Below are 21,583 nucleotides of genomic sequence, written 5' to 3'. Positions count from 1 at the left end.
TTACGCTTTCATTAAAAAACGATTACCCTTATAGACATTTTTCATGAACGTGGTAAAATTTATTTAAAGGCTATTATAAGATGATTAAGTAACCGATGTGTACATATATAGAGGAGATAGAACTATGAAGTTATGGATGAGAAAAATATTTGTTTTTCTAGTAGCAGTCATGACGTTGGGGATGTACATTCCAACGACACATGTAAATACAGTTGCAGATAGCGATTCCGTTGTTTCTGAAAAATCAAAGGAGGATGTTGAGCATTCAACACCTCCAGTATCCATTAATCGTTTGGAGACGGAGGACAAGCTACATCCAGATAGTGAAAAAATAGTTGATGACCATGCTAGTTTGATGCATGTCATTACAAATCAAGCAAAAGAGCAAGCTATTTCTAAATTAGGTCCTAGAATTCTTGATCAGGTGGAAGATGAAGTCATCACAAATATCTTGCCAACACTCGAAGAAGTACTGGAAACATTATTAGTGGATGCTGGTGATGAGGAGCTTCACTACTACGGGATAACGGAACAACCTACCCCGGGGTATGGTGAGAGAATATTTCATTTATATGATTTTCGTACTAAAAATGACATAGCAAAATTTCATGTTAGACGAGATAACCGTCCGGGTGAAGGGTATTGGTTTAATTTTCACTACCATTTAAACGAGGATGGCTTTGAGGATCATCATACGATTGGGGAAATCTATTGGAACAAAAATACTCCTCCAAAGTGGATGTCGTGAAAAAGGCTTATAATTATAAGAAAATAATCAGGTGTAGTTGCTAAGGAGAAATATTGTGGTTAGTGACTAGCACCTGATTTTTTTCGCACTAATGTTAGCAGTGACTGGGCGTTGTTTCCTCGGTTTTTCTAATTAATTTATGTTAAGATAATAGATGTTCATTTAATTAAACGATGGTTAAGGGAGAATGTGTTCGATGCCTATTAAAATTCCTGATAATCTTCCGGCAAAAGAGAAGTTAAAAGAAGAAAATATCTTCGTGATGGATGAAAGTCGTGCTTTTACTCAGGATATTCGTCCACTTCGAATTATTATTTTAAATTTAATGCCATTAAAGGAGCAAACAGAAACACAGTTATTGCGATTGCTTGGTAACAGCCCTTTACAAATAGAGGTGACGTTCTTACATCCAAGTACCCATATCTCCAGAAATACACCTCATGAACACTTGAAACTTTTTTATAAGACGATTGAAGATGTACAGGACAAAAAATTTGATGGTTTAATTATTACAGGAGCACCTATTGAAAAGCTTGCGTTTGAAGAGGTTACGTATTGGGAAGAGTTAAACCGCATTATGGATTGGTCTGTTACGAATGTAACTTCAACGCTCTATATTTGCTGGGGAGCGTTAGCTGGATTATATTATCACTATAATATTTCCAAATGTTATTTACCTGAAAAAAAATACGGGGTGTTTGCTCATCGAGTAGTCAAACCAGAAGTGAAATTAGTAAGCGGCTTTGATGAGGAGTTTTTAGTTCCACACTCTAGGTATGCTGATTTAAATCGAGAAGAATTAGCTGCTCATCCTGAACTTGAAATCATATGTGAGTCAAAAGATGGGGGAGTATATATGGCCGCATCAAAAGATGGGAAACACGTTTTTGTTACGGGTCATCCAGAATACGATGCATGTACCTTATTAGATGAATATAACCGTGATCGGGATAAAGGTATATCAACACAATTACCTGAGAATTATTTCCCAGACAATAATAATCAATATCGACCGTTACTACGTTGGCGTTCGCATGCTAATTTATTGATTTCCAATTGGCTGAATTATTATGTCTATCAAGAAACGCCTTATGATTTATAAGGCTTAAAAATTTATGGGTTCAGTTTCGATGGAGAAATTTCATTTCGTTTGTAAACTTTTCGCGGACATCTATTACGTTATTTGCTGGAATCGTAGTAAAACGACTTGTTTTTGATGAATAGCGGATAATTGTCCGTTCTAACCCCCATATCAATTTACAATAGAAATTGGAGATACTTCGTTATCCGTATTTTCCCTTTAATTCGTGTTTCACCCCGGACGTTGGACGTTAGAATAAGGGTGCTTGATTCCATTTGGACAAGCACCCTTTTCGTAATTAATGTTTAACATTTTTATAATAATCAAAGGTATCCATTACGAGTGTAACTCCTTGTGAGAAGGCTGCACCGCCGCCTAATGCCGCACTAATTGCGACAGTTTCCATGATTTCTTCTTCTGTTGCACCATGCTCAGCTGCACCTTTTGTATGGTACATAATACAATATTCATCTTGCGCGTATATGCTAATTCCTAATGCTGTTAGTTGTTTTTGCTTTTGATTCATAGCACCTTCTTGAAAACACGCTTCGGTAAAATCAAAATAACCTTGAGTTAGCTCAGGTAACTTTTCACGAAACCGACTACTTCCTTCTTTGTAATCTAAAATTGATGCATCGAAGTAATTGTACATTTCTTCATTGTTCATCTCCAAAGGAATCCACCTCATTATCTAAAGTTTTAACGGTTCTAGTATCTTTTATGGCCCGAATAAATATACCTATATTAGTGGGTTGTTCAAAAAGATCTAATGATTAGCAGTTCTTAGTGTAAGAAATACATCGATGAAAGAAGAATCTTTCGTGTGGCTGGACACGATATTATTCAGCAGGTAAACTTTTATATAAAGGGGTGAGAGGACATGAGTGAAAGCAAAAAAGCAACCATGCAAATCAGAGATAATGGTTCCATTCTTGTCAAAGGCGATGTGGAATTATTAGATGCTGAAGGGAATGTGTACGAAACGAAGCCGGCTTTTTCATTATGTCGCTGTGGGCATTCCAATAACAAGCCATTCTGTGATGGCACACATAAGAAAACAGGTTTTGAAAGTCAACCAAGAGCAGAAGGATAAGGACTAAAAAAGGGTGCTAAGCTATCGATACGATAACTTAGCACCCTTTAAACTTCGTTAATTCATTCAATGACATCTTTTATTTGGAGCTTTTTTGGCTTTCGTCCTTTTTATTTTTCAGCATTAACAAGTTTGAACCAGTTAAAAGTTCATATACATAGGTAGAGGTTTTGTTATAGTTTTCCTCTATTTTTTCTGCAAGATCATTTGTGCGTTCAAAAATAATGGATCGAAAATGGTTCATTTGACGAAGTGTTTTTTCCATTAATGCTTCTTGATTTTCTAAACGTTGATCCATTTGCTTTTGTTGCTGTTCATGGTTTGAAATATGTTCTGTCACTTGTTGGTTCTGTTCTGACAGCTCTTGTAATTGTGAAGCAACCTTTTCATTTTCTAGTTGATATTCTTCAATTGATTCGCGTAACGTATTGATTTCACCAATAATATCATGACTGGTGTTTTCTTCATCTGATAACTTTTCACTTAGATTTTTCTGATCTTGTTGTAACAGGGATAACCAGTCTAAAGCCTTCTGATTAAACGATTCATTTTCTGACTGAAACTCCTTTAGTTCATGTAGCTGTTCTCCAATTTGATTCCATTGAGTGATCTGTTTATTTTCCTGTTGTTGATATAGCGAATTTAGATGGTGAAAGGAATTCAAAAGTGACTGGTTTACTTCCTTTTGGTGATTAATCATTTCAGCGAAATAATCAACCTTAAATTGACTTTGATTTGGTTCCTTAATGTTGCCTTTATTTTTGTACACTTCTGGATGGTCGTCTTTGTTAATAAATAATCCCATATAATCACATCCTCTTCACTTTTTTATTATCCTATGCTAAATAAGAAAATATGGGATATAGCCTTATCCGGCCCAATCAAATGTAGTATCCGTTGTTTGGATGGTTCGCTGTTGTACACTAGGTATAAGTAATTCCCTATTCTTTATTGGAATAAGGCCTGTTATAGAAGGGGTTTTATTATCTATGTGGACAGCTGTCCCTTTTGGAACGAAATTAAACACATCTAATATATCGGGATTTAATAGACGGATACACCCTAATGATTCCTGGTTGTTTATCGATTTGACGTCATAAGTGCCATGGATAGCAATTTCCCCCATTCCTAAGCCAGCTTCTCCAAACATATCCTCCGTTTTTCCATTTGGATTCAGCACGCGTTCTTCAATGGTAAAGGTGCCCTTTGGGGTAGAGTTATTAATGCCTAACCCAACTTGTTTTTGAAGGATTATATAGGGAAAGCTTTTTACAAAAAGGGAGTATGTTTCTTTTTCAACAAAAACTTCAACTGGTTGAAAGGGAATAGGTGAGGAATGACCTGGTGAGTACTGTGGAACATTTGGGTGAAACATAGAAGCAATTTCTTTTGCATCCTTGTTATACACCCACCCACCTTTTTCATTATATTGGTTCGAGATTCGTTTTGATCCAGTTAGTACCTCATTAGGAATGTAACTTAAATAGTTATTAGGGTAATCGTTCACTAAATCCGTCAGCTGAGCTGGTGGTTGACCATTTATGTCTATGTAGTTTTGTAAGGCGGTCCGAACAATGTTTGTTCCAATGTATAGTAAAGAAAAACGATCTGTATCGTCCGGTTTATATTGTTTATGTAAGAAGCGGATGTTCACTGATTTAGACAACGTTGGATGATATTCGGCAGTGACAAATGCTAAATCAGTCAATCGATTTTCTTTAAGAGGAAACACCTGTTGAAATAATTCCTGTTTTGTTGTTTTTATTCCATATAGTAAGACGGTATCATTAGGAGAATCCTTTCCTAATTTTAATGTTGTATCATATAACATCTTTTCTATCTCATTTGTGGAAGCTTGGTTCGGTATATACATCACATAAGGTGTGTCCATCGTTTCATGTACTACCTCTATTCCAGTACCCCACTGTTTTACATTTGATACAATAGAAGGAATAGAGTTTGTCCCAAATAACAGCAATAATAAACATAGATTTAGGAATAAAAGAAAAACAATCAGCGCTTGAAAGAAAAGTGGAACAGAACGTTTGTTATAAGATGTTGAATGATGGAAATAATCGGGGATACGATTTTGTTGCTCCAAACGTTTAATCCCTTGTTTTGCTTTACTATAGTATGGGGAATAATCTTTTATTGCTTCGTGATAATGGATGAGCGCTTTATCAACTGCCCCTTCCTTTTCTAATTGTTGTCCAAGTTCATAATGTGCTTCTGGAGAATTTGGGTTGCCATAGCGCAAAATCTTTTCGTAGTACTGTGAATCACTCTTAGAAATAAATAAATTTTGATTGATTCTAACCAGATGTTTCTTCAAGTGATTTTCAAAGCGCTTCACACTATCCCTCCTTTAGCTAAATCTATTAATATAGTGTATTTGTGAAGTCAAAATCTAGAACTATAAAAATGACGAGGAATCTTTAACATTAACAGATGATTAGTAAAAAGGTATTTAGAACCACGTTTTATCGTAAAAAGTAGTTCAATATTTTCATAACAAACAGGAAAGCAAGTCAATTTACCTAAAAAAATTTTATAAAAATAAAAATGCCTTCACACTTGTATCCATGCATGTGTAAGCGAATCCAAAACTAACATGCTTAAAAATTACTATGTTAGATTATCTTACAAATCAATTGTATGAATATTTAGACGCTGGTAAATTGTTAATTAACAAGAGATGTTAACTCAAATTACACAAGATGGGAGATGGAAAAAATGGAAGTAGCACTAATGGATAATCTTTGGGTCATTATTGGTACATTTTTAGTTTTACTTATGCAAGGTGGTTTTATTCTACTTGAAGCTGGTTCAACCAGAATGAAGAACGCTGGTCATATAGCTGGCAAAACAATCTTCACGATAAGTATTGGATCACTAGTTTTCTGGGCTGTCGGTTGGGGATTTATTTATGGAGAAGGTAACGGGTTCATTGGAATGTCGGACTTCTTCTATGGGGATTCTTCATTTGCGGGAGAAGGATTAGCTCCAGCAGTAGACTTTATGTTTCAAATGGTATTTGCTTTGATCGCTTTAACAATCGCATTTGGTGGTTTTGCTGAACGTGCAAAATTATCCGCGTATGTGGTGTTTGCGGTATTATTCTCTGCACTTGTATATCCGGTAGTTGCACACTGGATTTGGGGTGGCGGCTGGTTAGCTGACCATGGTAAACAAGACTTTGCTGGTTCAACCGTTGTACACTTAACTGGTGCGATGGCTGCTTTAGCGGCAACAATCATCTTGAAGCCTCGTATTGGAAAATATAACAAAGATGGTTCATCTAATGATCTTGCAGGTCACAACCAAGTATTTACTGCGTTAGGTGTTTTACTGCTATGGGTAGGTTGGTTTGGATTTAACGGAGCTAGTACGTTTGGAGTAGCGGATTCATTCTTTGGATTTGTCATTTTAAATACACAGTTAGCTGCTGGTGCCGGTGCAATCGCTGCGATGTTTGTTGCATGGGCTTTAACAGGAAAAGCAGATGTTCCAACAACATTGAATGGTGCATTAGCTGGTCTAGTAGCAATTACAGCACCTGCTGGTTTCGTTGAGCCTTGGGCAGCAGTTATTATCGGTATTATTGGTGGTATTATTGTAGTATTTAGTATGAAAATGTTTGATAAAGCGAAAATTGATGATCCGATCTTTGCACTATCTGTTCACGGTACAGTTGGTGTTTGGGGTACAATTGCTAACGGATTCTTTGCAGTACCTGCATTCTCTACTGATATCGGCTGGGGGCAAGCTGGTTTATTCTACGGCGGCGGCTTCACCCAGTTAGGTGTTCAAATCATGGGTGTTGTAGCTAGTGGTATTTACGCATTCGTTGTAGCCTTTATCATCTTAAAGGTAATGGATAAAGTTATGGGTGGTATTCGTGTTACAGAAGAAGAAGAGATTATTGGTCTTGATATGAGTGAACATGGTGGATATGGATACCCAGAAAATATTCCAAATCCAAATGAAAAAGCAGGTGCTTAATAAGGCAACTGTTGACTCAAAAAGGATTGATTCCAATTTGAATAGCTATAAGGAATTAAAGATTCGGCGATCTGAACAAATAAGAAATGTAGCGACTGATCATCAAAAGCTGAATGAGTTTCATGATGATGTAATGAAAAGAACATTTCAATTAGCCATAAAAAAGGTGCAAAGTGAGTGGGGGGATCCTCCTGCTCCCTTTGCTTTCTTTTTAATGGGTAGTGCTGGTCGATTTGAACAATCGATCTGGAGTGACCAAGACCACGGCATTATTTATGAAGGTGATAAAGAATGTGAACCATACTTTTTAACGTTAGGTGAAGAGGTCAAAAATGGGTTGTTTGAAGTTGGTTATGAACTTTGTGACGGGAATGTAATGGCCTCCAACCCAATGTGGTGTCTATCACTGAAGGATTGGAAGAAGCAAGTGTCTGATTGGTTAGGAGAAGAAAGTTGGCAATCACTCCGGCATTTCTTAACATTTTTTGATTCTAGAGTGTTAAGCGGAAAGAAGTTATTGCTTGATTGTGTGAAGAAAAGTGCGTTGTCTATCTTGGATCAAGAGCCTCGTCTCTACATGAGGTTAATTGATAATGTAGATTTTATTAAAAAAGGAATTGGAGTATTTGGTCAATTGTTACCAGAAACTTACGGAGAAAAATCAGGGAGTATTCCATTGAAGCAGACGGCATTTTTTCCGTATGTAAATTCCTTAAGATTATTAGCATTAAAAGAAAAAATCTATGAACCTTCTACTCTATCAAGGTTTAAGAAGCTTTCAACTCCGTATGATTCGATTAAACAGTTTGAACATGATTTTAGCAATCTACTCTCCGTTCGCTTGCATCTACGAAAAAATGCAAGGGATTATCACGAGGTTCACCTCATCCCAATTCAGGAGTTGACGAGAGAGGAAAAACAGGAACTAAAGGTAATCATCAAAAGGGGTAACAAGCTTTTTTCTGAAACGAAAAAAATAATAGAAAAAGAGTGTTCAACATGGTCATGAATCAAATGATTCAGTTTGTTAAACAGCTGTCAGGAAAATTTGGTACAGATGTTTATACGTCTCTACCGAATCAAACAGATCCAAATAAAATAGCCTTTATGAGGGAGCTTCAGCGTGAGCTTAAGAATAAAGATGTACTCGATGTTCCGTTCAGTGAGTTAAAGGTTGTTGTGTTTGATGTGGAAACAACGGGTTTTTATCCTTATAAAGGGGACCGGATGCTATCTATTGGAGCAATAAAAATGCAAGGGGATAAGGTTTTAGATAACGAGACGTTTTATTCGCCAATTCATAGCGATGAAGCTCCATCTGAAGAAATTCAGAAACTAACTGGCATAACATTAGAAGATTTGGTCAATGCTCCCTCCATTAATAAAGTTCTACGAGATTTTTACCATTTTGTTAATAGTGATACGCTTGTAGCTCACCATGCCAGTCATGAAAAACAATTTATGCAGCACGCTACCTGGTTGGCGTTAAGAACAAGTTTTCAGCATCGAATTATTGATACCTCTTTTTTAACGAAGGTAGTAGAACCAGAGACAGGATTAGTTACACTAGATGATTGTTGTGCGCATTATGGTATTGATATAGAACAACGCCATCATGCATTGCACGATGCAATCGCTACAGCGAAACTTTGGGCTGAGAGTGTCCGTTCGATTCAAAAAATGGGATTTTCTAATTTGAAAGATGTCTACACCTATATCGCTACTTTAAAATAATGTAGGCACATAGAGGGGGGAAGGGGGATTGAACAAAGACATTCCTGATGATGTAGCAACTTTTCCTATGAGTGTAGTAAAGGAATTGACACAGTTAACAGGACGGCAAATCCGCTATTATGAGGAACAAGGCTTGGTTAAGCCTGCGAGAAATGAAGGAAACCGTCGTGTATTCTCCTTAAATGATATTAACCGTTTAAAAAAAATTAAATCATTAATTGACCAAGGGATTAATATTGCAGGAATAAAAGCAATGTTAAAGGATAAATGAAGGGGTTATTAAATCATGAGACATACTTCTATAGTGTGTCTCTTTCGTGTTTAAGTGAATGGTACAAAAGTAAAAGTGGAAGAAGAACACGAGGATGATGAGGAAGAAGACGAAGACGATGATGAATAAGGTAATAGAAATAAACGGCTGACCATTGTGGTGCAGCCGTTTTATTCTTGAGTAAAGGAAGAGGCTCTTGTATTGTCCGTACTTTCCCCAGGGTAATCGCAGTATTCGATAATTGTTCCTTCTGTATCAGCGGGATTTAGATAAATGAGTCGTCTGCCATGTTTATTGGTTCTTAAAGATTCCTCTAATACTCGAATCCCTTTGTTTTGCAGCTCTGTTATCGCGGTGTTTAAATCAGCCACCCGATAGGCTATGTGATGAACTCCTTTTCCTTTCTGCTTTAAAAACCGTGCAATTGGCGAGGTTGAATTATTCGTAGGAGCTAATAATTCAGTACGAGTCCCATTGATTTCAATAATGGCTATCTCACTTTCAACTCCTGAAGCTTCACTGCGGTAATGATCAATTAACTTACCACCTAATACTTTTTCATAAAAAATGATACTTTGTTTGATATCACGGACTGCCACACCGATATGGTCTAAATATTTATCCAAGTTATCTCTCCTTGTCATTCATTAATTACTATCTTAACACAATTAAAACATAAAAAAATCGGTGTGTAAGAGTGGCGAAATGTTGATTTTTAATTGGAGAAAATGAACAAATCTCCCTTAAAATGAATAATGTAAAATTGGAGGATAAGAAAATATAGATAAGTATTTAAATGAATTTAAAAGAATTTCAAATTATATGTTTACAAAATAAAAATATTTGGTATTATATAGTGGAATTCAATAATAAACAATAAAATATTATGTAGGAAAGGAGCTGGTAGAGTATGGTAACATCTCTATATCTTGTGTCATTAACTGTATTATTAACTTTTCTTGTTTTAACTTGTGTAGAAAAAATCAGAACTTCTTTTAACAAGAAAAAGATACGTTTTGGCGCGAATCGTCGACCTCGACCAGCGATCGTTTTCGGTAAACGATTTTAATCAAATCAAACGAACTAACTTTAAAATAGATAAGTTAGATTTTTAACGCCTTTTGAGAAAGTATAATTTCTAGAAAGGCGTTTTTGTTTTTGGTTAAGAAAGCATTGTGATTTATTATCAATAATAATAAAGAGCCCTGTGGTATAGTAACTTTACCACAGGGCTTTAACTCGTTTGTTCAAGGTTTTCAATATTGTCAATCTTCGTATCTAGTTCTCTGATTCGGTTTAATGCCTCCTGATAATCAATTTTTCGGTAATGGTGGCCACCACCAGGTTCTTCGTCTGCTTCATCCGCCTCTAAAACAACTTGTTGAAGAGGATTGAGCTGAAGCTGCCCTTCAGGTAGATATGAATCCGTATGAAGAAGGATAGCAAGTGCAATTGCTTTAGCATTTTGCATGTCTTCACCGCAACGAACAAGCAACTTATGCGCTCGAGCGGCGCCTTTAATAGCGTGAATATCGTTTTCTTTATATCGTTGATAATCCCATTCACCATTACGGTACCATTTATAGTGACCAATGTCGTGTAAAAAACCTGCTTTTGCTGCAAGATCAGGGTCTACGTTTGCTTTGCTTGAAATATCAAATGCCTTTTCCGCAACAGCAATGGCATGGGCAATTCCGGATCTTCCAACATACTTTTGTGTAATTGGGTGGACAAACAGTTCTTCTAATGTAACTTTTCGCACAGTGGGCACCTCCTTGATGTTATTTTTAAAAAGGTATATTGTTCAATAAATTACCACACGATTGGGAGTAGCGCAAGGTCTTTGTAAGATTATATGATAATAAAATGAAAGTGAATGATTGCTAATGCCCTTTTTTCCTTTCATTCTTAATGACACTTTGATAGTGATAACCCCCATAAAACGAAAACCCACAGCAACTATACAAGTCATTGTGGGTTTATATATTATGCACGTTTTTCAAATAAGCTTGCGATTTCAACAATCGTTTTAACTGCCAACATCATATGGTCAACAGAAATATACTCGTATTTTCCGTGAAAGTTTTCTCCTCCAGTAAATAGGTTAGGAGTTGGTAATCCCATAAATGACAGCTGAGAACCATCGGTGCCTCCGCGAATCGGTTTTACGAGTGGCTCAATTCCTAAGGTTTTCATTGCATCATATGCTATATCGACAATCTCCTTTACTGGCTCAATTTTCTCTTTCATATTATAATATTGGTCCTTCATCTCTAAAACAATATTTTCTTTCCCGTGAATTTGTTGAAGCTCATCAACGATTCCTTCCATCTTGGCTTTTTTTGCATTAAACTTTTCACGATCATGATCACGAATAATATAATATAAATTTGTTTGTTCCACATCACCTTCAAATGAGAGTAAATGGTAAAATCCTTCATACTTCTCTGTGTACTCTGGTGCTGCTTCAACAGGTAGTTTGTTATGTAATTTCATGGCGATTTTCGTGGAGTTTACCATCTTATTCTTTGCAGTACCTGGATGTACATTGTTACCTTTTATCGTAATTTTTGCAGCTGCTGCATGAAAGCTTTCGTATTGAAGCTCGCCAAGAGGACCACCGTCAACAGTATAGGCAAAGGCTGCGTCAAATGCATTTACATCAAATTTATGAGGACCTCGTCCAATTTCTTCATCAGGAGTAAAGGCGACACGTATTTTTCCGTGCTTGATTTCTGGATGATTGATTAAATAAATCATAGCTGTCATAATCTCTGTAATTCCGGCTTTGTTATCTGCGCCTAATAAGGTAGTACCGTCAGTTGTTATTAACGTCTGTCCCTCATAGTTAGATAGCTCTGGGTAATCTTTTGGCGACAATACGACCTTAAGCTTTTCATTCAAAGTAATGTCGCCCCCGTCATAACGATTGATAATCTGTGGTTGGACATTTTTCCCGGTGAAGTCTGTGGCTGTATCGACGTGCGCTAAAAAACCAATTGTTGGCACTTCTTTATCGGTGTTAGCGGGAAGTGTTGCAAAAACATATCCATTTTCATCAATCGTTACCTCTTTCATGCCAATTTCCTTTAATTCCTCCACTAGCATTTTTGCCAGTGTCAGCTGTCCAGGAGTGGAAGGGCAAGCTTCGTTATTTTCGTTCGATTGTGTATCAACTTTTACATAAGTAGTAAATCGTTTAATCATGTCATTTTTCATTTGTCACTCAACTCCATTATAGGGTTCTTGCGTTAATCTTAGCATATTTAGAAAGCAAAAAGTATCGAATGAAAATGTGCAAATAACAAAAGCTAGCAATGAGGTGATTATGTTGGGAAAAGAGAAAAGTAGCTTCAAGTCGAAAACAAAAAGAAACTCCATTGAGGGAATGGGCATCCAAACGGAGGTTGATCCAGAGCATCCCTTAGAAACGGTGGATCGTTATACCGGAGACTCGGTTAACGAGCATAAAGTAATGGAGGAAGCGAACGAGTTTATAGCAGATAAAGAAATTGAGCAAGTAGATAATAATTCATAATTTAATCTGATAAGAGGCATGGGGGAGAGCACCATGCCTCTTATTTCTGTTGACTCACTATATAATATAGAATAAAGATAAGAGGTACATAATAGAAATAGCACGTACCATTAGGATTACACAATTGGAAACCTTTAAGGAGATATAACATGGCAGATTCTATTAACAAACGTAAATCGGAACATATTCGGATAAACCTGAATGAGAAGGTCACTGGTGAAAACATTACAACTGGATTTGAAAAATTTCGTTTTATTCACAATGCTTTACCAGAGATTGATTTTGATGAAATTAAGTTAAATACAGCATTTTTGAATAGAGAACTTCGCACACCGTTTTTAATCAGCTCCATGACTGGAGGTGCAGAGCTAGCTGAAACCATTAACCGTAATTTAGCAACTGCTGCAGAGGAAAAAGGGTGGACATTTGCGTTAGGATCAACGAGAGCATTAATTGAAAGCAAGGAGTATCGCCCTTCCTTCCAGGTTCGAAAATATGCACCAAATACAATGGTTATTGCAAACTTAGGTGCAGTGCAATTGAATTATGGGTTTAGTGTGGACGAATGTAAACAAATTATTGATATAACGGATGCAGATGCATTGGTTCTGCATTTAAATAGTATTCAAGAGGTTGTACAGGCAGATGGAAATACAAATTTTAAATCCCTTTTAGTAAAGATCGAGAAACTGTGTCAGCAGCTGGAAGTACCAGTCGGAGTGAAGGAAGTTGGTTGGGGGATTGATGGAAGTATTGCTAAAAAGCTTGGCGATGTAGGTATAGCATTTCTTGATGTTGCTGGAGCAGGTGGTACTTCATGGAGTCAGGTTGAAAAGCTGCGTTCTAACCAACCAATAAAAAAGGTTGCTGCTGAAGCCTTTACGGAATGGGGGATCCCAACAGCAGATTGTGTTGTCTCGATTCGAGAAGAGAAAGTAAATCAACCTATCGTTGCTAGTGGTGGGATGACGAATGGCGTTCAAGCGGCAAAGGCAATTGCATTAGGTGCGGATTTGGTTGGGTTTGGTCGGTCTATTCTTAAAGAAGCAACACATTCTGTAGAGAGTTTACTGGAAGTGTTTGAAACGAGAGAGCTGGAGTTAAGAATGGCGATGTTTGGAATTGGTACGAGTACAATTTCAGAGTTGAAGGATACCAACCGTATAAGCAAAATAGAGTAATCAGAAATGGGAATTCCTGTTTCTGATTTTTTTATACGCATTTTTAACACAGCCTAAACACAACAATCCCGTATCCTTATTATGGTAAAATGGTAAAAGATATGAAGGAAGAGGGGAAATAATGAAGCAAAGATATTTATGGATTGGAATGGCATTAATCATGATTAGCTGGGTTGGAAACTACTTGTATTTTCAATCAAAACAGTTAGCTGCACCGATTTTTTTGGATCATTATTATGAGGCTTATGGGGAAGATGAAGTTCAATTAACCTTTTACTACTTAACGAATAAAAAAAATCCTGCAGATGTGAGTTATGTTCGAATCGATGATGTTGAAGGTTACCCCCATCAGCCTGCTGGGAATTGGATATGGCAGGATAATCAAAATCAAGTCCAGTATGAGCAAGCGTTTAGGCACCACTATTTAAGATCGGTTACGATTCGTTTCAATTTGAGAATGAGTGAGTTATTTGCAGATGGGAAAGAGTCATATGCTTTTAAAGAAATGGACGTTTTCTTTCAGGATCAAACGGATATAACTGCAGACATTGGAGAGGTCATTATTTATAAAAATCGTAATGATGATCCTATCTTTGATAATCCTGTAAGCTCTGGAAGTAATCAGCATCGTGCACAAAAATCGATAGTTGCTAGACAACCAGTAACGATAGAGGAAATGGATGTTCCTTTTGAAGAAGTTGCCAATGATGTGTCAATGAAGGTTCATCTGCAGCGGCCTAGGCCGGATGGGATTACGACAGAGGGAAGTTCACCAGATTGGGTACAAGGTAAGGACAATGATGATTGGGAGAGGCTTCCTGGAGATGATATAGTTGAGGGACTTTTTCCGATTTACATAGAGGAGAGTGATCGAATTCGTTTGTACCTTGCGTTTAATCCGAACCGTACGAGTTATTTTGATTTTTCCATTCACATAAAAGGGAAGACAGGGGATGGACAGGACTTTATATATCAAACGCCGTTTATTGATTCTCCTTATTTAACACAAGAGTCCGTTGATCAGATCATTGGTAAGGTAGAGGGAGGGGAAGTGGAATGAGATTTGCTTTTACAAGAATTTTTTGGGGATTTATTTTTGTATTATTAGAGATTCATATTGTTGTGATTGATGTTCTTCCTGATCCGATCGGTTATTTTCTTATTTATTATGGCCTAACATCTTTATCAAAAGAGTTTCCTTCCGAGAAAAAAGCTAGTAATCTGGCGATGGTTTTATTATTTTTATCCATTCCAACGGTGTTTGTTCAACAAACAAATGCTGGGCAGTCGGTTCAAACCTTTTCTCTTTTATCAGGATGGTCCATCTATGCATGGATAGTAAGTATCGCCAATATCGTGCTTGTATTCTTTATTTTTCAATTATTAGTAGAGATTGTTAGAAAGTACGGTGATGAGGCTTTAATTATCCGAACATCGCGTATCTTTAAAGCATATATTTTAATCATGCTAGTCATCGAAATCTTCAACCCATTTTCAGTGAACCTTTCTCCAGATTTCATGATAGGCATTTCTATTCTATTTGTTATCCTTCCACTTGTAATGCAAATCATTTTTCTCGTATTGCTATGGAGCTACCGGAAATTAGACAGTACCGTTATTTACCGTAAGAAGTGAAAGTAGGGATTTTTAGTTTCCCTGCTTTTTTCATAGTAGGGGGATTAATCACGTATGACAGGTTCTTCGTCTGGATCAGGGCGAAAGCCGAACTTTAACTGCCAAATACTATACCCGAATGTCATTTGTAAATGAGGGTAATCCTTAAATCTTTCCCAATCCCCACCCCATTGAAATCCTAGTTCTTTTGCAATAACTGCGACTTCTGTCCAATCTGCCTTGCCGTTTTGATTTCCATCATAGTTGATGTCCCAAATAATTTCCCCACTTTCTGAAAGAAGTGCAAAATCAATTGCTAATCCATAATTATGATAGGACTCACCTCCTTCTGCATAGGTGACAATGCTCCCTGGTTCGGTCCTTCCTCTTGCATAGATAGCGTCTTGTTCCTCTATTGTGCGGATGTCATCCGTGATTATGATGGTAATTCCTTGCTCTTCCGCTCGCTCTATCAGTATATCTTTATATTTTTCAACAGTAAGGTGTAAGGTTGTTGGTGGTGGATTATTTTCCAAATTTAATTGTTCACGATCTTGCCATAATAGGTAGCCGATCATTACTATGATTGATAAGAAGGCAATTGTTAAGATCGGATTTATTCTCATCATCCTATATCTCCTTGTACTTGTATCTAAAATATGTCTGATGGATATTGACACACGCAGTATAACACAGGTATTGTATTTTTATTGAGGAACAAGCATAAGGTAATTTTTGAAATGAAAATTTCAGAAAATATCAAAAATATTGAAGTCTATTTCGATAACGATTATAGTTAATAGAAAGAAGGAACAGGAGGAGAGCTAGATGAAGAAAGACTTACGTATAAAAAGCCAAGTGTTTGATGATCCAAAAAGAGCTCCAAACCGTGCGATGCTGCGTGCTGTAGGGGTAACTGATGAAGATTTTAAAAAACCAATGGTAGGGATTGCTAGTACATGGAGTGAGGTAACTCCTTGTAACATGCATATTGATGGTCTAGCTAGAAGTGCAAAAGAGGGAGCACAGGAAGCTGGTGCAGTACCTCTAATTTTTAACACGATCACAGTATCGGATGGGATTTCAATGGGGACGGAGGGAATGCGTTTTTCCTTGCCAAGTCGTGATGTTATCGCTGATTCCATTGAGACGGTTGTTGGTGCTGAAAACCTGGATGGATATGTCGCTATCGGGGGATGTGACAAAAATATCCCAGGCTGTATGATTTCGATTGCACGTTCAGAAGTTCCTGCAGTATTTGTTTACGGTGGTACGATTTCTCCTGGATTTAGAAATGGAGATAAACTGGATATCGTTTCCGTTTTTGAGGGTGTTGGAAAACATAATAACGGAGATATCAGTGATGATGAATTGCACGGAATTGAGTGTCATGCGTGTCCAGGTGCCGGTTCTTGTGGTGGTATGTACACGGCAAATACAATGGCAACTGCAGTAGAAGCGCTTGGTATGAGTTTACCAGGAAGCTCTTCTAACCCTGCAGAATCAACGTATAAAGAAGAGGATTGCAGAAAAGCTGGACAGGCTGTTTATCAATTGTTAGAAAAAGGTATCTATCCAAAAGATATCATGACGAAAGAAGCTTTTGAAAATGCGATTACAGTTGTAATGGCTCTAGGTGGATCAACAAATGCTGTGTTGCACTTACTAGCCATTGCCCATTCGATTGGTGTCGATGTATCGTTGGATGACTTTAACCGTATTCAAAAGGAAGTTCCTCATATTGCTGACTTGAAACCAAGCGGTAAATATGTCATGCAGGACTTGCATAATGTTGGTGGTGTACCAGCTGTAATGAAGCTTCTATTAGAAGCGGAATACTTACATGGTGATTGCCTAACTGTAACAGGCAAAACGCTAGCAGAGAATTTGGCAGAGGCATCTTCCTTAGAAGAAGGGCAAGAAATTATTTTACCATTTGAGAAACCATATCGAGAAACTGGACCGCTTGTTATTTTGAAGGGTAACTTAGCCCCTAGAGGTGCGGTTGCGAAGGTTTCTGGTGTAAAAGTAAAACGACACACAGGACCTGCAAGAGTATTCGATACGGAAGAGGAAGCAACAGAAGCTGTTATGAATAATGAAATTAATGAAGGTGATGTGCTAGTTATCCGTTATGAAGGTCCAAAGGGTGGACCAGGTATGCCAGAAATGCTATCAATCTCTGCTATCCTTGTTGGTAAGGGACTTGGAGAAAAAGTAGCATTGTTAACAGATGGAAGATTTTCTGGTGGTACTCACGGATTAGTTGTTGGTCACATTGCTCCTGAAGCACAAGTCGGTGGACCGATTGCTTTGTTAGAGGAAGGCGACCTTGTCACAATTGATTCGGATCTTCAACAAATTTCAATGGATGTTTCTGAAGAAGAATTAAAAACAAGACGTAAAAACTGGACCGCACCACCATTGTATTCAAAAGGTGTTTTAGGAAAATATGCACATAATGTTTCCTGTTCATCTTTAGGTGCAGTAACAGATAAATTTGATGAATAATTCTAAAAGAGGCTGTCCCATAAGGGTCAGCCTCTTTTGTTCATTTTCTATTAACCAATAGCCCCTTTAATTGGGTAGTCCTCTAAATTTATTTCGACCTCTTGATTGAGCGCTAATTTTGCAAGCTGAAAACCAAGATATGGACCGGTCGTTAGTCCAGAAGAGCCTAACCCATTGGCCACTAATATGTTCGGAAAATTGGGTAGTGGCCCTATTACAGGGAGGAATCCTGGTGTTACAGGTCGAAAACCAACACGTGTTTCAAAGAGAGTACTATCGGCTAGCTCTGGAGCAATTTTCAATGCTTTTTCAAATATTTCTAGTAATCCGCCTGGAGTAACTCGGAAATCCAAGCCTATTTCATCTTCGTGTGTAGCGCCAGCAATAATCCGGCTATCATCGAACGCTAATAAATATTGATCACTAGGGGGCATAACGACAGGCCAAGTACTTGTATCAACACCCGGTAATTTTAAGTGAGCAATTTGTGCCTTTTGGGCTTCAACTAAGAAGTTTACTCCAAGTGGCTTTAAAATTTCTTTGGCCCAAACACCTGCTGTTACAATAATTTTGTCCGCTTCTATCAAAGTTTTGCCAACTTTTATTCGGTTCACATTTTCGTTGTCAGTAAGAAGCTCAGCCTTGCCATGTATTCTTTCAGCACCGAGGTTTACTGCTGCTCGTTGTAGTGCATTACGTAATGCGCGTCCGTTAACCCGTGCTGCACCACTAATATGGATAGAACTAAAGCCTTCATCCAATGGTGGAAACACAGCCTTTGTTTCTTCTTGGTTAAGTCTGGTTATTGTCCCGATTTCTGGAGCGTGTTCCCTTCTTCTTTTCACTCTTTCTTCCATTGCATCTAGTTTGTTATTGTCCTTTCGAATGCTAATAGCACCGACTTGCTTATAACCTGTATTTATTTCGCCATCTTTTTCAAGTGCATTAATTAGTTCTGGATAAAATTTAGCACCGCTTTTTGCCAGTTGGTACCATGCTTGATTTCTCCGTTGTGATAGCCATGGACACACGATTCCTGCAGCAGCATCAGTTGCTTGTCCTTCATGGAATTGGTCAACCATTACTACTTCTACCCCCGATTTAGCTAATTGGTAAGCGGCGGATGCTCCTAAGATTCCTGCACCAATAACGACAATTTTGCTCAAATTAACCCCTCACTTATTACGATTAGTTTCTTTCTAGTTTGCATGAAAAGAAGATGTTAGACAAGTTTGCTGGCATGTAAAGGTAATAGGTGTAAATGTTTAATAAAGATGTGTCCCAACCTCTGTTAAAGTTATGTTCGCTCAAATGACAAAAGGAGTAATTGCCGGACGATTTTTCTATATAACTTTTCATAAAACAGAGAAACAGTGGTTAAACTATCTACAACATATTTACAAACTGTTTCGTTCAAGGTTATAATCGCGTTTGTGACAAAAAATTAATCCAAGTAATTAGATGGGGGTTATCAACGATGAAAAAACAATATTGGATATTCATGCTTGGACTTATTCTATTATTAGCAGCATGTGGAACCAACCAAGAGGAAGAAGAAACAAATGAAAATGAAACTGATACTTCGGAAGAGACATCTAGTCTTTATGATCAGATAATGGAAGAGGGAGTAATTTCTGTCGGTACCGAGGGTACGTACGCTCCATTTACTTTTCATAACGAGGAGGATGAATTAACTGGTTATGATGTAGAGGTAATGAGAGAAGTTGCAAATCGAATAGGCATAGAAGTTGATTTTCAAGAAACACAATGGGATTCCATGTTTGCTGGACTTAACTCAGAACGTTTTGATGTAATTGCAAATCAGGTTGGTATTAATGAGGACCGCTTGGAAAACTATGATTTTTCCATTCCATATACCGTTTCTGGTGCAGTTGTAGTAGTTCCTGAAGATAACGAAGACATCACAAGCTTTGATGATTTAGAAGGAAAAGAATCTGCACAATCGTTAACAAGTAACTTTGGTGCGATTGCAGAAGAGCATGGTGCAGAGTTAATTGGAGTAGAAGGACTGGCGCAATCGATTGAGTTGATTAAACAAGGGCGTGTAGATGTGACAGTTAATGATCGATTAGCTGTTCTTGATTTTATCCAGCAACAACCGGATTCAGGAATAAAAATTGCCGCGCAACAGGACGAAGTATCAGAAACAGCTTTTGCTTTTAGAAAAGGCAACGAAGAGTTAGTGGAAGCCTTTAATGAACAGTTAGAAGCAATGAAGGAAGATGGAACACTGGCGGAAATCTCTGAGAAATGGTTTGGGGAAAATGTTTCCGAATAATCTGTTGTTAACCATTACAGGCGATATGGGTGGATGGGAGTTATTCAAAAACTCCCTCTGGCCAATGATGCTAGGAGGAATCAAATATACGATTCCTCTTACTTTTATATCTTTTATTATAGGATTGACCATTGCGTTGCTCGTAGCTCTAATGAGGCTTTCTAACCAGAAGATTCTAACGATACCAGCTCGGATTTATGTATCGGCAATTAGAGGTACGCCACTGCTAGTACAGTTGTATATTGTCTTTTTCGGTTTAGGTGATATTGGTTTAACCATTGATCCCTTTCCAAGTGCCGTTATTGCCTTTTCACTTAACGTAGGAGCTTATGCATCAGAAATTATCCGTGCTTCCATTTTATCGGTTCCTAAAGGACAATGGGAAGCTGCTCAAACAATTGGCATGTCCTACAGTCAAGCGTTAAGGCGAATCATTTTGCCGCAAGCAACAAGAGTTTCCATACCTCCTTTATCGAATACATTTATCAGTTTGGTGAAAGATACGTCACTAGCATCACTTATATTAGTTACAGAATTGTTCAGGAAGGCCCAGGAAATTGCTGCAAGAACCTATGATTTCATGTTGCTTTATGTTGAGGCAGCATTACTATATTGGACGATTTGTTTTTTACTTTCCATTGTACAAGATAGAATTGAAAATCGGCTTGACCGACATGTTTCTAGGTAAGGGGAGAATGGTATGTTTTTATCTGTTAAAGGATTAGCAAAAGCATTCGGTGAATTAGAAGTACTTAAGCATATAGACTTAACAATTAAAAAGGGAAATATTGTTACAATAATAGGTCCGTCGGGTTCAGGGAAAACAACACTGTTACGCTGTTTAAATGCTTTAGAAATTCCGAATAAAGGTGTTTTTTCATTTGAAGATGGTTTTACTGTTGATTTTGAGCAAAAAGTAAGTAAGAATAAAATTGCCGAATTGCGACGCAAATCAGGGATGGTTTTTCAAGCATATCATTTATTCCCGCATAAAACTGCTCTGGAAAATGTAACAGAAGGACCGATAATTGTTCAAAAAAGAACAAAACAAGAAGTAATCCCATTTGCAGAATCATTATTACAAAAAGTTGGTTTAGAAGACAAGATGGATCTTTACCCACATCAACTTTCAGGGGGACAGCAACAACGTGTAGGTATTGCCCGGGCTTTAGCAATTCAGCCGGAGTTAATGCTGTTTGATGAACCTACTTCTGCTTTGGATCCAGAATTAGTAGGCGAAGTATTAAAAGTAATTAAAGACTTGGCGAAGGAAGGTTGGACGATGGCGATCGTTACCCATGAATTGAAATTTGCAGAACAAGTTTCTGACATAGTATTGTTTATGGAAAATGGATATGTAGTAGAACAGGGGCCACCTGAGCAAGTCTTAAAAAATCCAAAAGAAGAAAGAACACGTCAATTTATTCAGCGTATTATAAATCCTTGATGAAGGATTTGAGATAACAGGGCTAGAGGAGGAATTTCTGCTATAGTCCTGTTTTATAATTTTA

At 37.5% G+C, this 21,583-nt stretch carries 24 protein-coding genes; 16 read left to right on the top strand and 8 right to left on the bottom strand.

The genetic code is table 11. The features are described from left to right. Positions 1–124 precede the first annotated feature (124 nt). Positions 125–748, top strand: a complete 624-nt coding sequence (locus tag JOC48_RS08405; protein WP_204498694.1) for a YpjP family protein — start codon at positions 125–127, stop codon at positions 746–748. A gap of 196 nt (positions 749–944) precedes the next feature. Continuing rightward, positions 945–1,850: a homoserine O-acetyltransferase MetA gene (gene metA / locus JOC48_RS08400; RefSeq protein ID WP_204498691.1), complete on the top strand. Its 906-nt coding sequence runs from the start codon at positions 945–947 to the stop codon at positions 1,848–1,850. A 277-nt stretch (positions 1,851–2,127) separates the two neighbouring features. Here metA and JOC48_RS08395 read toward each other — a convergent pair whose 3' ends face one another. Continuing rightward, entirely contained in the window at positions 2,128–2,496 is a 369-nt protein-coding gene (locus tag JOC48_RS08395; protein ID WP_204498738.1) for a carboxymuconolactone decarboxylase family protein, read from the bottom strand. A 213-nt stretch (positions 2,497–2,709) separates the two neighbouring features. On the opposite strand from JOC48_RS08395, the gene JOC48_RS08390 reads away from it, so the two are divergent. After that, entirely contained in the window at positions 2,710–2,922 is a 213-nt protein-coding gene (locus JOC48_RS08390) for a CDGSH iron-sulfur domain-containing protein (protein WP_204498689.1), read from the top strand. A 79-nt stretch (positions 2,923–3,001) separates the two neighbouring features. Here the strand turns inward: JOC48_RS08390 and JOC48_RS08385 are convergent, their stop codons facing one another. After that, positions 3,002–3,727, bottom strand: a complete 726-nt coding sequence (locus tag JOC48_RS08385; RefSeq protein ID WP_204498687.1) for a hypothetical protein — start codon at positions 3,725–3,727, stop codon at positions 3,002–3,004. 63 nt (positions 3,728–3,790) lie between these two features. Further along, positions 3,791–5,275: a L,D-transpeptidase family protein gene (locus JOC48_RS21660; protein ID WP_204498684.1), complete on the bottom strand. Its 1,485-nt coding sequence runs from the start codon at positions 5,273–5,275 to the stop codon at positions 3,791–3,793. Positions 5,276–5,655: 380 nt separating this feature from the next. On the opposite strand from JOC48_RS21660, the gene JOC48_RS08375 reads away from it, so the two are divergent. The 4 genes from JOC48_RS08375 to JOC48_RS08360 are packed head-to-tail and all read left to right on the top strand — an operon-like array spanning position 5,656 to position 8,929. Further along, positions 5,656–6,924, top strand: a complete 1,269-nt coding sequence (locus JOC48_RS08375; protein WP_204498683.1) for an ammonium transporter — start codon at positions 5,656–5,658, stop codon at positions 6,922–6,924. Further along, complete coding sequence (locus tag JOC48_RS08370; RefSeq protein ID WP_204498681.1) at positions 6,905–7,933, top strand: DUF294 nucleotidyltransferase-like domain-containing protein; 1,029 nt, start codon at positions 6,905–6,907, stop codon at positions 7,931–7,933. The genes JOC48_RS08375 and JOC48_RS08370 overlap by 20 nt, the downstream gene beginning before the upstream one ends. Next, positions 7,924–8,658 carry an exonuclease domain-containing protein gene (locus JOC48_RS08365; protein WP_204498679.1) on the top strand — a complete coding sequence of 245 codons (735 nt, stop codon included), beginning with the start codon at positions 7,924–7,926 and terminating at the stop codon, positions 8,656–8,658. The genes JOC48_RS08370 and JOC48_RS08365 overlap by 10 nt, the downstream gene beginning before the upstream one ends. Before the next feature lie 28 nt (positions 8,659–8,686). Next, positions 8,687–8,929: a MerR family transcriptional regulator gene (locus JOC48_RS08360; RefSeq protein WP_275580727.1), complete on the top strand. Its 243-nt coding sequence runs from the start codon at positions 8,687–8,689 to the stop codon at positions 8,927–8,929. A 170-nt stretch (positions 8,930–9,099) separates the two neighbouring features. Here JOC48_RS08360 and JOC48_RS08355 read toward each other — a convergent pair whose 3' ends face one another. Next, positions 9,100–9,555 carry a VOC family protein gene (locus JOC48_RS08355; protein ID WP_204498675.1) on the bottom strand — a complete coding sequence of 152 codons (456 nt, stop codon included), beginning with the start codon at positions 9,553–9,555 and terminating at the stop codon, positions 9,100–9,102. Positions 9,556–9,839: 284 nt separating this feature from the next. Here JOC48_RS08355 and JOC48_RS08350 point away from each other — a divergent pair, with 284 nt between their 5' ends. Next, positions 9,840–9,998 carry a hypothetical protein gene (locus tag JOC48_RS08350; RefSeq protein ID WP_204498674.1) on the top strand — a complete coding sequence of 53 codons (159 nt, stop codon included), beginning with the start codon at positions 9,840–9,842 and terminating at the stop codon, positions 9,996–9,998. A 165-nt stretch (positions 9,999–10,163) separates the two neighbouring features. Here the strand turns inward: JOC48_RS08350 and JOC48_RS08345 are convergent, their stop codons facing one another. Together JOC48_RS08345 and pepT are read right to left on the bottom strand one after the other, a co-directional pair. Further along, positions 10,164–10,691 (bottom strand): HD domain-containing protein, encoded by a 528-nt coding sequence (locus JOC48_RS08345; RefSeq protein WP_204498673.1) that lies wholly within the window; start codon positions 10,689–10,691, stop codon positions 10,164–10,166. Between the two features lie 224 nt (positions 10,692–10,915). After that, positions 10,916–12,148 carry a peptidase T gene (gene pepT / locus JOC48_RS08340; protein ID WP_204498672.1) on the bottom strand — a complete coding sequence of 411 codons (1,233 nt, stop codon included), beginning with the start codon at positions 12,146–12,148 and terminating at the stop codon, positions 10,916–10,918. 112 nt (positions 12,149–12,260) lie between these two features. On the opposite strand from pepT, the gene JOC48_RS08335 reads away from it, so the two are divergent. The 4 genes from JOC48_RS08335 (at position 12,261) to JOC48_RS08320 (ending at position 15,283) form a co-directional block, all read left to right on the top strand. Continuing rightward, positions 12,261–12,467, top strand: coding sequence for a hypothetical protein (locus JOC48_RS08335; protein ID WP_239584257.1), 207 nt, complete (start codon positions 12,261–12,263; stop codon positions 12,465–12,467). Between the two features lie 149 nt (positions 12,468–12,616). Further along, a complete protein-coding gene (fni, locus tag JOC48_RS08330; RefSeq protein ID WP_204498669.1) occupies positions 12,617–13,648 on the top strand; it encodes a type 2 isopentenyl-diphosphate Delta-isomerase in 1,032 nt (343 codons plus the stop codon). Between the two features lie 121 nt (positions 13,649–13,769). Then, positions 13,770–14,708, top strand: coding sequence for a hypothetical protein (locus JOC48_RS08325; RefSeq protein ID WP_204498667.1), 939 nt, complete (start codon positions 13,770–13,772; stop codon positions 14,706–14,708). Further along, a complete protein-coding gene (locus JOC48_RS08320; protein ID WP_204498665.1) occupies positions 14,705–15,283 on the top strand; it encodes a hypothetical protein in 579 nt (192 codons plus the stop codon). The genes JOC48_RS08325 and JOC48_RS08320 overlap by 4 nt, the downstream gene beginning before the upstream one ends. 44 nt (positions 15,284–15,327) lie before the next feature. Here the strand turns inward: JOC48_RS08320 and JOC48_RS08315 are convergent, their stop codons facing one another. After that, entirely contained in the window at positions 15,328–15,888 is a 561-nt protein-coding gene (locus JOC48_RS08315; RefSeq protein WP_204498663.1) for a M15 family metallopeptidase, read from the bottom strand. 202 nt (positions 15,889–16,090) lie between these two features. Here JOC48_RS08315 and ilvD point away from each other — a divergent pair, with 202 nt between their 5' ends. Continuing rightward, positions 16,091–17,773: a dihydroxy-acid dehydratase gene (gene ilvD, locus JOC48_RS08310; RefSeq protein ID WP_204498662.1), complete on the top strand. Its 1,683-nt coding sequence runs from the start codon at positions 16,091–16,093 to the stop codon at positions 17,771–17,773. A 50-nt stretch (positions 17,774–17,823) separates the two neighbouring features. On the opposite strand, the gene JOC48_RS08305 is transcribed toward ilvD, so the two are convergent. Next, positions 17,824–18,939 (bottom strand): NAD(P)/FAD-dependent oxidoreductase, encoded by a 1,116-nt coding sequence (locus JOC48_RS08305; RefSeq protein WP_204498661.1) that lies wholly within the window; start codon positions 18,937–18,939, stop codon positions 17,824–17,826. A 311-nt stretch (positions 18,940–19,250) separates the two neighbouring features. On the opposite strand from JOC48_RS08305, the gene JOC48_RS08300 reads away from it, so the two are divergent. From JOC48_RS08300 to JOC48_RS08290, 3 genes are read left to right on the top strand one after another with little or no spacing between them, the layout of a single operon-like run. Next, positions 19,251–20,072 (top strand): amino acid ABC transporter substrate-binding protein, encoded by an 822-nt coding sequence (locus JOC48_RS08300; protein WP_204498660.1) that lies wholly within the window; start codon positions 19,251–19,253, stop codon positions 20,070–20,072. After that, on the top strand, positions 20,059–20,760 hold the full coding sequence (locus JOC48_RS08295) for an amino acid ABC transporter permease (protein ID WP_204498659.1): 702 nt from the start codon (positions 20,059–20,061) through the stop codon (positions 20,758–20,760). The genes JOC48_RS08300 and JOC48_RS08295 overlap by 14 nt, the downstream gene beginning before the upstream one ends. Before the next feature lie 12 nt (positions 20,761–20,772). After that, positions 20,773–21,519, top strand: coding sequence for an amino acid ABC transporter ATP-binding protein (locus JOC48_RS08290; protein WP_204498657.1), 747 nt, complete (start codon positions 20,773–20,775; stop codon positions 21,517–21,519). Positions 21,520–21,583: the final 64 nt, after the last annotated feature.

Source organism: Aquibacillus albus (genome assembly GCF_016908325.1).
Classification (GTDB): domain Bacteria; phylum Bacillota; class Bacilli; order Bacillales; family Amphibacillaceae; genus Aquibacillus_A; species Aquibacillus_A albus.
The sequence above is the reverse complement of the archived record's forward strand: the minus strand, read 5'-3'. Positions and strand labels throughout refer to the sequence as shown.